At 40.6% G+C, this 14317-nt stretch carries 11 protein-coding genes; 9 read left to right on the top strand and 2 right to left on the bottom strand.

What is annotated here, in order from left to right; all coding sequences use genetic code 11:
* The first annotated feature begins 20 nt into the window (after positions 1 to 20).
* The 9 genes from ACHFIY_RS00055 to ACHFIY_RS00015 all read left to right on the top strand — a co-directional run bounded on the left by ACHFIY_RS00055 (position 21) and on the right by ACHFIY_RS00015 (position 11787).
* Positions 21 to 923 (top strand): DUF5017 domain-containing protein, encoded by a 903-nt coding sequence (locus ACHFIY_RS00055; RefSeq protein WP_410843988.1) that lies wholly within the window; start codon positions 21 to 23, stop codon positions 921 to 923.
* Between the two features lie 79 nt (positions 924 to 1002).
* Positions 1003 to 1521, top strand: coding sequence for a CHRD domain-containing protein (locus ACHFIY_RS00050; protein ID WP_410843987.1), 519 nt, complete (start codon positions 1003 to 1005; stop codon positions 1519 to 1521).
* A gap of 5 nt (positions 1522 to 1526) precedes the next feature.
* The gene (locus tag ACHFIY_RS00045) at positions 1527 to 1646 is read left to right on the top strand and encodes a CHRD domain-containing protein (protein WP_410843986.1); all 120 of its coding nucleotides are present in this window, start codon (positions 1527 to 1529) and stop codon (positions 1644 to 1646) included.
* Positions 1647 to 1805: 159 nt separating this feature from the next.
* Entirely contained in the window at positions 1806 to 4130 is a 2325-nt protein-coding gene (locus tag ACHFIY_RS00040; protein ID WP_410843985.1) for a glycoside hydrolase family 31 protein, read from the top strand.
* Positions 4131 to 4284: 154 nt separating this feature from the next.
* Positions 4285 to 5241: a family 43 glycosylhydrolase gene (locus ACHFIY_RS00035; RefSeq protein ID WP_410843984.1), complete on the top strand. Its 957-nt coding sequence runs from the start codon at positions 4285 to 4287 to the stop codon at positions 5239 to 5241.
* A 566-nt stretch (positions 5242 to 5807) separates the two neighbouring features.
* Complete coding sequence (locus ACHFIY_RS00030; protein ID WP_410843983.1) at positions 5808 to 8120, top strand: hypothetical protein; 2313 nt, start codon at positions 5808 to 5810, stop codon at positions 8118 to 8120.
* A gap of 236 nt (positions 8121 to 8356) precedes the next feature.
* Positions 8357 to 9253, top strand: coding sequence for an ROK family protein (locus ACHFIY_RS00025; protein WP_410843982.1), 897 nt, complete (start codon positions 8357 to 8359; stop codon positions 9251 to 9253).
* Between the two features lie 291 nt (positions 9254 to 9544).
* A complete protein-coding gene (gene fucP, locus ACHFIY_RS00020) occupies positions 9545 to 10780 on the top strand; it encodes an L-fucose:H+ symporter permease (protein WP_410843981.1) in 1236 nt (411 codons plus the stop codon).
* Positions 10781 to 10953: 173 nt separating this feature from the next.
* Positions 10954 to 11787: a TerC family protein gene (locus ACHFIY_RS00015; RefSeq protein ID WP_410843980.1), complete on the top strand. Its 834-nt coding sequence runs from the start codon at positions 10954 to 10956 to the stop codon at positions 11785 to 11787.
* A gap of 124 nt (positions 11788 to 11911) precedes the next feature.
* Here the strand turns inward: ACHFIY_RS00015 and ACHFIY_RS00010 are convergent, their stop codons facing one another.
* Both ACHFIY_RS00010 and ACHFIY_RS00005 read right to left on the bottom strand, forming a co-directional pair.
* On the bottom strand, positions 11912 to 13456 hold the full coding sequence (locus tag ACHFIY_RS00010; RefSeq protein ID WP_410843979.1) for a magnesium chelatase: 1545 nt from the start codon (positions 13454 to 13456) through the stop codon (positions 11912 to 11914).
* A gap of 389 nt (positions 13457 to 13845) precedes the next feature.
* Complete coding sequence (locus tag ACHFIY_RS00005) at positions 13846 to 14244, bottom strand: nuclear transport factor 2 family protein (protein ID WP_410843978.1); 399 nt, start codon at positions 14242 to 14244, stop codon at positions 13846 to 13848.
* Positions 14245 to 14317 lie beyond the last annotated feature (73 nt).

Genomic DNA, 14317 nt, shown 5'->3' with positions numbered 1-14317 from the left:
TACCATTAATTTATTAATTCATGAAAAATGTGCTGATTCTATTTTTCTTTGTTTTTCTTTTGTTTGCTTGCAATAAAGTGAGGATAAAAGAGCCATCTGATTTTCAGGTATTTGCCGACTCTTCGGTTTATCATGCAAATGACACAGTTACTTTTAGTTTTAAAGGAAACCCCGATGAAATTTCGATGTATTCTGGTGAGCAAAATCACCTGTATATCTATGCGAATAGAACCATGGCAACACCTGATTCTACCTTGTTGTCTTTTAATTCAGTGTCAACACTTAGACTTGCTAGCAGCCAAGCAGATTCTGTAAACAATCTTTCATTCTTTATTTCCCAAAACTTCAATGGCACTTTAAATGCAACTAGCATCAAAAATGCCACTTGGGTCAAATTGGATACTGTGCCTATTTCCAAGGACACTGCAAATAAATTTTCTGGGAAAATACATCTGGAAGGCTTTGCGAATGCTCCTTTTTATGTGGCTTTCAGGTATGTTTCAGATTCGGCTACTGCTACTGCTGTAGCTAGAAAATGGGCAGTTAATGGGTTCTCTTTAAAAACATATTTCCCAGATACTACTGTTACTATTGCAAGTAATTTTAGTTCTGGGGGTTTTTCAAGTGTGAGCATTTTAGACGCCAGCAACAAATGGGTTTTTCTTAATGACCCTATCGCCTTCAATGCCCCTGCCATAGGAAGTTTGCCAAATGAAGACTGGATGATTTCCCGGCCTTTTAAAGTATCCACTATTTCGGCAGACCTCCCAATTAAAGTGAAATTTATCTCGGCAAGGCTTGCTCAATTCAAATACATTTTTAAAAAAGCTGGCACTTACCATGTGGTATTTGTTGCCTATAATGTTGATGCCAACAAGAGTGCAGAGGTGGTTCGTCCAATAGATATAATTGTCGTGAATTAGCTAGTTTTAATGAACTTCCCCAGTAGCGCAAGGAATATGTATTGCTGCTTTAATGTTTAATTTTTTATTTGAATCTACTATGAAAAAAGAAATATATAAAATAGTTGCTTTTATGTTTGGTGCCATTGCACTCATGATGATAAATGCATGCAAAAAGCCAGTCCCTACCCCATATATAAATTATGGGCTTTACAAATTGGTAGCAACTATTCAGCAAGACAGTGCTGTGCTACCCTTGTCCACAAATGGTGTAGGGCATTTTGAGGGCATTTATGATGCAAGCCTAAAGATGTTAAACTATGATATTACTTGGACTGGGTTAGATAGTTCTGTTAGTTCCATTAACTTGTATGGGGGTGCCCCTGCCGATAGCAATACGCTAGGATTAGTAACCCGAAACCTTTTCAACAGTACTGCAGTTTCCTCCGATAGAAGGCAAACAGATAGCATCTCAGGGTATATTACTGGGCTTTCTGCCTTGTCTGACACTGAAGTAGATAACCTAAAAAATAACCGCACTTACATAGTGCTAAGTACTAGGTTAAATAAAAATGGCGAAATAAGAGGGAGAATAGTCGTGGATTCTACTTACAAGTAAATACGTTGTCAGCAACTGAGTTGGCCTATTTAAAATCTGGTAAATGTTATGTGGTCCTTTGCTCAAGGGCTTTTAGCAAAGGCGAGATAAGGGGGCAGATAAAGTTAGAAAAAACAGTTTACTGAAAACTTTATAAATGACAATGGCAATGCCATGCAAGGATAAAGGAATGACTTTATGAAAAGTCTATTAGTGATGTGCAACCAGTTTTATATATAAGGATTCCTGTTAATAAATGCAAGAGGTTAATGTGCGAGTTTATTAAAAAAACAGTTAATTTAAACATGAAAAAAAACTGCTTCATTTTCTTCGTACTTTTTTATCAAATTTCATTTGCACAAAGTTTTACAAAAACAAGCAATGGTGTAAAATCAACCAGTGATGGGCTTAACATAGAAATACAGTTTTTAAGCCCTAAAATTGTCCGTGTGATAAAATCTCCAATTGGGTTTGAGTATAAAAAAGCAAGCCTTTCTGTTATTAAAACCCCCGAAGCCATTGATATTGGTATTACCCAACAAGGTGAGGTTGCTGAGTTGAAAAGCAATGCAATGCAAGTAAATGTGAACCTGGTAACAGGAAAGGTTGTATTCAACGATTTGTTGGGAAATCCGCTTTTCAGTGAAAAGGATTATGGCACACAATTTACACCTGTAAAAGATGCTTCAAAACAGTCTTTTATGGTGAGGCAAGCTTTCTTTTTAGATAAAGATGAAGTAATTTATGGTTTGGGGCAACAGCAAAATGGTAAAATGAGCCAACGTTTTCAAAAGGTTTATTTGCGTCAAGACAATAGGAAAGTGTGCATTCCTTTTTTTCAATCTGTAAAAGGATATGGCGTTTTTTGGGATAATTATTCGCCCACCACTTTTTTAGATAACCTGCAAGAAACTTCTTTCGATTCGGAAGTGGGCGATTGTGCCGATTACTATTTCTTATATGGGGGTAGTGGTGATGGCACGGTGGCACAAATGCGTGATTTAACAGGCCAAGCACCGTTGATGCCTTTGTGGGTATATGGTTTTAACCAATCGCGGGAGCGTTATAAAACACAATTTGAGTTGGTAGATGTGGTAAAAAAATACCGCAGCCTTAAAGTGCCATTAGATGGCATTATACAAGATTGGCAATATTGGGGCAAGAATGACAATTGGAATGCCATGAGCTTTGATGCAACCACTTTCCCAGAGCCTAAGGCAATGATAGATAGTGTACACCAAATGAATGCACATATTTTTATTGTAGGCTGGCCTGGCTTTGGTGTTGAAACCAAACAGTTTGCCGAGTTTAAGCAAAAAAACATGCTAATTGATTTTGAAACATGGCCACCCAAAAGTGGTTCCAGGCCTTATGACGTGTACAATCCATCGGCAAGGGATATTTATTGGGGCTATATGAATAGAGGCATTTTTTCATTAAGTTCCGATGCTTGGTGGTTAGACTCTTCAGAACCAGATCATGTGTACTTGAAAGAAAGCGATTTTGATTTGCCCACTTATTTGGGAACATTCCGTAGTGTGCGCAATGCATTCCCATTGCAGCATGTAGGTGGCGTGTACGATCATCAACGCCAAACAACCGATGCAAAAAGGGTTGCAATTTTAACTCGCTCGGCCTTTGCAGGGCAACAACGTTATGCTGCCAATACTTGGAGTGGCGATATCCATTCAGATTGGCAAACATTCCGCAAGCAGATAGCAGCTGGGTTAAGTTTTTCATTGTGTGGCATCCCTTATTGGAACACCGATATTGGTGGTTTTTTTGCAGGTGCTTTTGTGAAAGATGGTGGTGCTAGGAACCCCGCTTTTCAGGAATTATATACACGTTGGCTACAGTTTGGTGCCTTTACCCCCATGATGCGGTCGCATGGCACCGCTGTTCCCCGCGAAATTTACCAGTTTGGCCAACGTGGTGATTCTATTTTTGATATACAGGAAAAATTCATCAACCTCCGTTATAGTTTGTTGCCTTATTTGTATGCTACCGCATGGCAAGTAACCAGTCATTCAGGTTCCATTATGCGTGCTTTATTTATGGATTATGCAAAAGATAAAAAAGTGTATGCCATAGATAACGAGTACCTCTATGGTAAATCAATATTAGTAACGCCAGTTACTGAAAAAGGCACAAAAAAACAAGCTGTTTACCTGCCAGAAGGTACTAATTGGGTTGACTTTTGGACTGGAGTATCTGTTCATGGCGGCCAAACCATTGAAAAACCCACACCAATGAATATATTACCCTTATATGTAAAAGCAGGTTCTATTATTCCATGGGGCCCAAAAGTGCAGTTTGCCGAGGAAAAAAAATGGGATGACTTGGAAATAAGGGTTTACCCTGATGCAGATGCAGACTTTGTTTTATATGAAGATGAAAACAACAACTATAATTACGAAAAAGGCAGCTATACAGAAATTGCTTTTCATTGGACCAATACCTCAAAAACGTTAACCATAAGCGATAGAAAAGGTAGTTTTAATGGTATGTTGGCATCAAGAAAATTCAATATTGTTTTGGTGAATGAGAAAAATGTGCTTGGCACCAATAGTAGTGCCAAGTACGATAAGGTAATTGTTTACAATGGGAAACAAGTGGTTGCAAAATTCTAATAAATGAGTTGTACAAATTATATAATCTAGCAGCAGAAGCAAAGGTTTGCATGTATTTATATCATAACATCATTATATCATGTCCATTATTTAATCATCCGTATTAATAGCAAGGCTTTGCCTTTAATTGTGCAAAAAAGAAAACCTAAAAAATATGAAACATCGCCTCTTGTTGCTATTAACTGTATGCCTGTTCTCAGGAATTGCCTATTGCCAAACCGATACGCTACATGCGCCACCAGCAGTGTTGCCTGGTTTTTATGCCGACCCGCATATTGCTGTTTTTGGAAAAAAGTTTTATCTCTATCCAACTACAGACGGCATTGCGGGGTGGAAGTCCCCAAGTTTCACTTGCTGGTCGTCAAAGGATTTGGTAAAATGGAAGTATGAAAGCGTGATACTGGATTTTCCCAAGGACCTTACTTGGGCAAAAGAGAAAGCATGGGCACCCGCAATCGCCTACAAGAATGGGAAATATTATTACTATTTTGCTGCTGAGGGCAGTATTGGGGTAGCGGTTTCAGACAACCCAACGGGGCTTTTTAAAGACCCGCTTGGAAAAGCACTGGTTAGAAAAGGGATGTTTCGTGGGCAAATGATAGACCCAATGGTTTTGGTGGATGATAATGGCAGTGCCTATTTGTACTTTGGCCAAGGGAATTGCAACATGGTAAAACTAGCAGACGACATGATTTCGTTTGACGTAAAAAATGTAATCACCATCAAGCCAACTGGCTACAATGAAGGGCCGTTTGTATTTAAAAGGAAAGGGAAGTATTACCTGATGTGGTCTGAATATGACACCCGGGACCCAAGGTATTCTGTATGTTACGCTACATCCGACTCTGCTTTGGGCCCTTTTGTAAATGCAATGAACAATCCTGTTTTAAAAGGCATGGGCGTTGTAAAAGGCGCAGGGCATCATTCTGTAGTTAAAATTCCTGGAAAAGACGAGTGGTACATTGCCTATCACCGATTTAAAATCCCGGGTGGCAATGGCTACCATCGTGAAACCTGCATCTCCCCTATGCGGTTTGATAAAGACGGCAATATTTTGCCAGTTGATGTGTTTGAAGAACTGAAACCAGTAAAGGTTAGGCACTCGGATTAGTAAGTGATGTTCAAATGGTTGTTTCAAAGCCTCTGCCAATTTAAACCTAGAAGGTTTTAGGAAACCTTCTAGGTAGGCTGTTCAGAATCTAGGAAGTGTTTTCGTACGGTTTTCAGCTACTCTACGCATAAGTACATTTACTGTTTAGTATTCCAGCTGCAACATTCTTTGTGTTTTCTTTGCCCACTTTAGGGGGGTGGGGGCAAGTGAAACGTTTTACCTAAAAGGGAGCATCCTTTGTGCTTCTTTGCGAAAAACTTTGTGTCCTTTGTGGTTAAACCTTCGCTTAAAACTGTACGAAGATGTTTATGCCTATTCTGAACAGCCTACCTTCTAGGTTTAAATTGGCAAAAACACCCTGCATGTAGGGGAGTATTGCATACGCCCATTCGCTGAGGTTTCTGTAGCCCATAGCATAGTTGAAATAAGGGAGAGATTATAGATAACATTTAAGCATATAGCTCAATTGCATAAAATCATTAAAAATATTTTTATCCCCTTCTGATTAAACGATTATGCTTTATTCAGTCATACTTGCCAATTACTCAAAGAACAAAATGAATTGCATGAAAAAAATTGTATTGTTTGCATTTATATGGACAGCCTTGCAAGTAAATGGGCAAGTAAGTAAAAACAGCGTTACCGATGAATTAATATTGGGCAATGCAGCCTCTGAGCAAGCCCACCATTTTTCAGGTGAATTGAGCAAAGAAATAAAAGGCGGATTGGGTGAAACAGCAAGGATTTTGCTGCCTAGGCCCGAAAAGGGCTGGCAGGGCGGCAGCATGTCGTTTACCATCAAGGTAAACCCTGATATGCAAAATTATATCACCGTTCGTTTTTGGGGTTCCGATGTTAGCCACGATAGGCTTTATCTAGTTTGCGGCGACAAACAGATAGGCAGCCGCCACCTAGGCGATATAGACATGCTGGATATTGGCAGCGACTACCCTTTTTACAACGAGCGGTTTTATTATACCACCACGCTATTGCCATTGTCCCTCACAAAAGGCAAAACAGAACTAACATTTGAAATAAGGAGCCAAGGGTTGATTTGGGGTTATGGCCAAACTTGGGACAAATACCAAAAAGATATGGTGGAAGATACCCGTGGCATTTACAAAGTATATACCCATACCGATGGGGCATTTACGCCACCTGCCGATGAAAAACAAGGCGTGCCGCCAGCTTATGCCAAGCGACCTTTTCCCGGTGCAGAGGTGTTGGATGCCGTTAAAATACGTGTAAACAATGAAATTGATAAATTAATCAAAGGAGCAAAACCTTTGAACCAGCCACAAATGCAGTTATTGGCTAAAGCATATCGTGTAAAATGGAGTTTTGGCTACAATAATAAAGAACTTGCCGACAGGGTGCTGTATAGCATAGATGATTTTTATAAGGTGTACAAAGCAAACCCAAAATTGGCTTTTGCAGACCCAAGCACGCCAAACCCAGAATGGTTTGGGGTAGGCATGATAGGGCAGGCTATACATTTATTGCACGAGCCATTTAAAAAGAAACTAGATGAAAGCATTAGCGATGGTGCTGGAAATAAAATAACAAGAAGGGCTGCTTATAACGAAATGCTGTTGTATGCCAGGGGGCTGAACCAAAAAAGCCGAAGGCAATACACCAACCAAACCATGATAAAGGACTTGTATGGCATTTATTATGCAAATAAAGCCCTAGAGGACATTAGCCCTAGCGATGCAATACCCGAAAAAGATGTTTTGCACTACCTGTACGAGGCAGTAGGCTTGCAGCCATGGACTGGCAGCGATGGTGAAGATGGCAAGCCAAACTACAGCATGGGTACAGATTACTGGCAATTGACAGCAAAAGGCTTAACGAAGGAATTGGGCTTTGTAGGCAATTATGGCGAAGTGATAGACTGGTGTGCCGAGATATACGAAGCTACTCGCCCACAACCAGAATTACCCGGCGACGAGAAAATAAAAGCACAGGTAGAGAAAATTGCCTTGGCACGTTCTTATTTCCGCTACCCTATGCTAGACGATGACAAATATGCGGCGATGCGCCAAGAAACACATGTAGGCTGGAGGGATGCACACTACCCCGGTGATGTTACCTACGCACAGCGGCCTTCATGGGATGGCGGCCCATTGCAAATGGCAACAGCTACCTTGAACCCTAAGTTGATAGGCTTTGTACAACAAATGTTTGATGATAATCAATATTTTGCTACGGTGAAAGCAAGGATGAAGGAAAATGGGCTACGGGTAACCATTGGCTTGCTGCAAGTGCCGGATCAATATGAAATGGCAAAAGCCCAAAAGCCCACCAACTATAAATTGCCGATGAGCTGGGACCAGCCCGATTTTGTTTTTGCAGACGAGCAGGACGGGGTAGTAGCTATAAAAAATGGCAAAGAAATTTTATATGCCTCTTTGTATTGGCGAGCTAGGCACGCAATCAACAATTTGGCTAAGGTTCATTATTTAACACCGAATTACGATAGGGTGGCTACAATAGCCATTGAAGAAAAATTTGACAGCAGCGGCCTGTTTTTTACCGTGCCAGATTATACAAACATGGGTTTTGCCAACGGCGGGCTTAAATATCCCGATGACTTGCACCTTGCAAATGCCGGTCAGAAGCTGCCTATCCCCAAAATACCTGTTGATGTGCCTTATAAAACTGGGCAGGAACACCCACTTGCTGGCAGGGCAAATTTTTATAAAATGCAGTATGGCAATTACATAGTGGCCATGAATGCTGCCACAGACAAAGAATTTGAGGTAGTTGTGCCCAAAGCATTTGCCAATGCAATCAACCTAGTTGACGGCAAAAAAATAGGGAAGTTGGAAACCATTAAGGTGCCTGCGCAAACAACAGTTGTTTTATATAAAATGTAGAACGCTAATAATAAGTTGCCAAGATTCATGCTCTTGCTTTTTGTCGGAGCTTGGCTTCCCCTCGGCTTTGGAGTGGGGGTAGGGGTGGGGTCAAAAATAATAAGGTCTATCTGCTAGGTTTTTTGGAGGCTTTTTTACATGCAAAATCCTATTTTTTCAATAAAAAGTTAAACGTTTATGCTTCTTTATGTTACTTTTGATAAAGCTAGGTATTGGGACAATTAAAATAGGTGGTTATGAATAAGAAATTTGTGCTGGGGATAGACATTGGGGGGTCGCACATTACAGGGGGATTGATAGATTTGGCAAATACCCGTTATATACAAAACACGCAGGTGCGCAAAAAAGTAAACCCTCATGCCTCTTCAGAGGAAATTATAGCGGTTTGGGCAAGCACTGTTACAGATGTGGCAGATAGCCACCCCAATTCTTTTTATAATATTGGTATAGCCATGCCTGGACCTTTTGACTATGAGAATGGAATTTGCTTAATAAAAGGGTTCAACAAATACGAGGCACTTTATGAAATGGACATCCGGCAGCTATTGAGCAAAAAATTGCATATTACTGGCGAAAGGATACGGTTTAAAAACGATGCCGCTGCTTTTTTGGAAGGGGAAGTATTTTGTGGTGCTGCTAAAGGGTTTACAAACGCCATTGGCATTACATTAGGCACGGGCTTAGGCTCTGCCATTAGCAAAGATGGGGTTACCATTGATGCGGAATTAAGCGTGCTTCCATACAAAGGAGATAAAATAGAAGAAGCCGTATCTACAAGGGGTTTGGTAAAAACCTATAATCAATTGTCTGGCAAAACTGCTGAAAACGTAAAAGAAATTGCAGACAAAGTAAAAACAGATGAAAACGCAGTAAAAGCATTTAAAATATTTAGTGATGCCTTGTCTTGGTTTTTATACGAGTTTATCCAGCGCGAAAACCCCGATATAGTGGTATTAGGTGGCAACATTACACTTAGCTGGGACTTGTTTATGCTAGATGTAATAAGCAACCTTTCTAAAGTATTGGTAAAAGTGCCGAAAATAGAAAGAGCCATTTTGGGGGAAGCTGCTTTGTTGATTGGCGGTGCCTGTTGCTTCAAGATGGAGTCGGCAGTGCTGCAAGCAGGTTCTTAGAATGAGTAAACACAAGTTTATTTCTTTGTTGATAATTTCCCAAGATAGACACATAGCTACATAGATTATAAAATATAAAAAGCCACAAGCTTATAAAAAAGTCCAACATAGGTTTTAAAATGAAATAGATTTTCTAAAAAAAGAAGCCATAATGAATAGCCTATGTTGCCCTTTGTAATAATGAAACAATTGCATTTTTCTTTTTTCTTACTATGTGCCTATATGGTGATTAATATAAAATTTAAAATACAAAATTTAAAATTTCCTTTCACTCTCTAACGATTCAAAAAAATGAGCCCAAAAGCTGCTTTTACCGAGAAACGGTTTATTGTTACGTTTGTATTTGTTACTTCCTTATTCATGCTGTGGGGTATCTGCCACAGCATGAGCGATGTATTGATTCGCCATTTCCAAAAGGTATTAGGGTTAAGCAAGTCGCAATCTGCATTAGTGCCATTATCTGTTTTTGGTGCATACTTTATTATGAGCATACCAGCAGGTATTTTCATGAAGCGTTTTGGCTATAAATTAGGGGTGCTTTTAGGGCTCTCGCTGTTTGCTGGCGGCTGTTTTTTGTTTATCCCTGCTGCCAACGCTGAGTCGTTTGGCATGTTCCGTTTTGCTTTATTTATAGTTGGCTGTGGCATGGCAACTCTAGAAACGGTTGCCCACCCTTTTGCGGCATCCTTGGGCGACCAGCGCACGAGCGACCAACGGGTGAATTTTGCCCAATCTTTTAATGCAGTTGGGGCCATTGTTGGTCCAGCCATAGGGGGTTATTTCATGTTGCGTACAGGTGGCGGCAATGAAAGCAATAACCTAGATTCTGTAAAAATTTTATACCCATTCCTTGGTGCTTTCATCTTGTCCATCGCCATTGCCTTTTCCTTTATAAAAGTACCTACCCTCATCGACCCACATGTTTCTGTTGCCGAAATTGATTTGGATGCTGTGAATGTGGATGCAGCACCCAATAAGAAATTGTATCAGCACTCGCATTTTGTTTGGGCGGCTATTGCACAGTTTTTCAATGTGGCGGCACAGGCTGGCACATGGAGTTTCTTTATCAATTACGGCAATAAGGTAATGGGTTTTACAGACGAAGTGGCAGCTAATTATATGTCAGGCTTCATGGCTATGATGGCTATTGGGCGTTTTGTTGGCACATTCCTCATGAAATTTATTGCCCCCAACAAATTGCTGGCAGCTTTTGCATTTGGCAGTATTATCTGCTGCATATTGGTAGCACAGGGCTGGGGCTGGGCTTCCTACGGGGCATTGTTTATGATTAATTTCTTTTTCAGCATCATGTTCCCAACCATTTTTAGCCTTGGCCTAAAGAACTTGGGCAGCCATACCCAGCAGGCATCTTCGTTCATTTCTATGGGTGTAGTTGGTGGGGCTTGTTTCCCTTACTTTATGGGGTTAATAGCTAACCATGATATTGCCCAAGCCTATTACCTGCCTATTATTTGCTACTTTGTCATTTTTATGTTTGGGTTTAAATTATATAAGGTAAAACATTAATGGTGGGCCACCACTTAAGTGTGTATCGCCTACGCACTGTTGCTAAGTTTTGGTTTTATATACACCTATTCATTCTAGTAATATTCGGCATTGTTACTTATCTTGCATAGCCAGCCCGACTTGTTGCAACAAACAGGCGGGCTTGTTTTTAATGGCAAAAAGAGTTAAAAAAGATGCAAGAATTGCTGCGGCAGATTATTGACAACCCCATCCCATCGCTATTGATGGTGGCTAGCTTGATTGTTATAGAAAGCCTGCTTTCTGTTGACAATGCAGCCGTGCTGGCTACTATGGTAATGGATTTGCCAACGGAACAACGTAAGAAAGCGTTGAAATATGGTATTGTAGGAGCTTATGTTTTCAGGGGGTTGGCATTGCTTTTTGCAACTTTCCTAGTAAAATTCTGGTTTTTGAAACCTTTGGGAGGGGGGTACCTCCTATACCTTGTTTGGGGTTGGTGGCGTAGCAAGCAAAAGCAGCAACAAGATACCGGGAAGAAAGCCGTTGACAAAAGCGGCAATTGGCTATACAGGGCAATTATCAACTACATGGGCAGCTTTTGGGCCACTGTGGCATTGGTAGAACTGATGGACATGGCTTTTTCCATAGACAATGTTTTTGCCGCCGTAGCTTTTTCCAAGAATATTATTATTATTTGGCTAGGCGTGTTCACGGGTATGCTTGCCATGCGTTTTGTGGCGCAGGCTTTTGTAAACCTAATGGAGAAATACCCTTTCTTAGAAACTTCCGCATTCGCTGTGATAGCTTTGCTAGGGGCAAAATTATTATTTTCATTATATGCTCATTTTAGCCCTTGTAGCAATGTTTCTAAATTTATAGAGGGCGATGCTGAATGCCTGCAATCAAATGGGCTGCCTATACCAGAAGGCCACGCCATGGTATGGGGCGATGTATTGACATCCATAGCCACTGTTTCTATTTTTACAATTCCCATAATTACTAGCTGGCTGTTTAATTTTCCGGAAAGGAAACAAAGTGGTAGGTAGTAATCGGCAACATAGTGGTACTAATAGTGTTTAAATTTTAGCTAACCTATTTTAGGAAGTGGCATACATAAACCTATGCTTTTGTGCCCTATTTTCTTAGTGCCTTTGTGGCTAAAATTTTACATTATTTAAAATCATCTTCCGTCAATTCGTCATCATCATTAAAATTAATGCCTCCTAAATCTATCATGCTGCCCATCAAGTCTTTAAAGGCAATTTTCCCGTCAATCATTTTTTTGCTTATGATAGAATAAGAAGACAATCCGTGTAAAACAAATTCCATTAACAAAGCATTCTCTAAGTCGTTAGCGGCGTGGAAGTGTTTTTTCACAAACCCATACAAGCCTTCAACTTTATATAAGGCAGCAATTTTGTCGCTGTCTTTCATATCCAGTAAAAAATCAAGGTGGTTGCCCGCATCAAACCAACGGGTTATTTGCTTGTAAGGGTTTTCTGCTTCTTTTTCATCCACCGATTTCTTGCCTGTAGGCTTCCTTTTCTTGGCTTGTTCAGGATTGGGGAAGTATTGTACAAACTGGGTACGGATAGACCTTTCCAGCAGGTTTACAGCTACTTGGTAGGGGCCTTCTTGCTCTCCTTCGTACACCAACTCTATTTTACCCGTGATAGAAGGTATAATGCCCATCAAGTCATTTACCCATACCTGCGTATGCTTTTCATTGTGTATAATGGCACGGCGCTCTGCTGCGCTGATGGCGTTTTCGTAAGCAGCTATCGTAAGCCTGGCACTTACGCCACTTTTTTTATCTACATATTCATTGCTCCTGGCTTCAAAAGCTATTTGCTCTATCAAGCGTTTTACCAAGTCGCTGATGCTTACCCTGTCTTCCTGCTCAGGCAAAATATCCGCTTCTTGCTCGGTAATAGCTAGCGATGTTTCTATGCTTTTGGGGTAATGGGTTAATATTTGGCTTTCAATCCTGTCTTTCAAAGGCGTTACAATGCTGCCCCTATTGGTATAATCCTCTGGGTTGGCAGTGAACACAAACAAAATATCCAGAGGCATCCGCAGTTTGAAGCCACGGATTTGTATATCGCCTTCCTGCAAAATGTTAAACAATGCCACTTGGATACGTGCCTGCAAATCGGGCAGTTCATTAATCACAAAAATGCAACGGTTGCTACGGGGGATTATGCCATAGTGTATCACTTGTTCGTCTGCAAAGCTCAAACGCAAGTTGGCAGCCTTGATAGGGTCAATATCGCCTATCAAATCTGCCACGCTTACATCTGGTGTAGCAAGCTTTTCGCCATAGCGTTCGCTGCGGTGCACCCAGTGTACAGGCGTGTCGTCGCCATGCTCGGCAATTTTGTCTTTTGCATATTTGCTCAATGGGGCAAGGGGATCGTCATTTACTTCGCTGCCTGCAATAATGGGTATGTATTCATCCAGCAAATCAACCATTTGGCGTGCCATCCTGGTTTTTGCCTGCCCACGCAAGCCAAGGAACAGGATATTGTGGCGGCTTAGCAACGCCCGCTCGGTATCGGGGATCACGGTATCCTCATAGCCAAGTATGCCCGTAAAGGGGTTTTCCTTGTTTTTTATTTTGCCAATCAGGTTTTTCCTTACCTCTTCCTTGATGCTTTTCGGTTGGTAACCACTTTTCTTCAATTCCCCTAAAGTGATGATTTTATTGATATTCATTCAAATGTTTTAAAGTTGTAAACCAATCAACTGCTTAATAAACAGCCAACATACGTTTTTGTTAGCGGAAACGCATTACCAAATTGGAAATAAGGGAAAAATAAGCTTTCGGGAAGCTGCAATCTCGGTTTTGCATCCTTCGTCATTTCCACGTTAGGAGAATTCTCACCGCACAAAGGCAACTATTTATCTTGTTAGGTTGCTTGCAAAAAGCAATCAGGCTTACAGTTAGGTTAGATTTCTCGTACCTCGAAAGGACGGGAAGAACGAAGCGAAGGGCAGAAGTCATAGACTTGTGCCAGCAACTTGACGTGGACTAGCTGGGGAGACGATTAGTACATATTCGTCAATCAGCATAGCAGAAAACACCATCTTAGCGGGGTTTGTTGTTACTCTTTAGTTAGTCCCATTGCCTGTGCAATTAAAAATGTGTCGGTATATTGATTGAACTCGGTTATTTTTCCGTCTTTTACTTTGTATTCACAGGCAAAGTCAGATTTCATATATTTTCCTGTTGTGTTAAAAGTTCCTTCATAAAAACCAATAACAAAAACTCCGTCACCGCTGTCTATGTAACGAGTAATTGTTGCTTTCCAATCTGTCCAATTTTGTCTGAACCCACCAAAAACCTTTTCAAATATTGCGTCTGCTCCAATATGTTGTCCACCACCGGGAAAACCTTTCATCTGGTTCCATTTTATATTTTCGCCAAATATTTGTCTAATTGCGTTGTTGTCTCTGGTAGCGAAAAGCTCATACATTTTTTTTACTGTTTCAATATTACCCATTTCTTCCGATGTATTTTGATTTGAGTTTGTAATTGTTGTCGTCTGTACTAATCGCTCAGGCTTTTTGAGTTAA

Origin of the sequence: Parasediminibacterium schistidii (genome assembly GCF_046546515.1) — a bacterium.
Lineage (GTDB): Bacteria > Bacteroidota > Bacteroidia > Chitinophagales > Chitinophagaceae > Parasediminibacterium.
The sequence above is the reverse complement of the archived record's forward strand: the minus strand, read 5'-3'. Positions and strand labels throughout refer to the sequence as shown.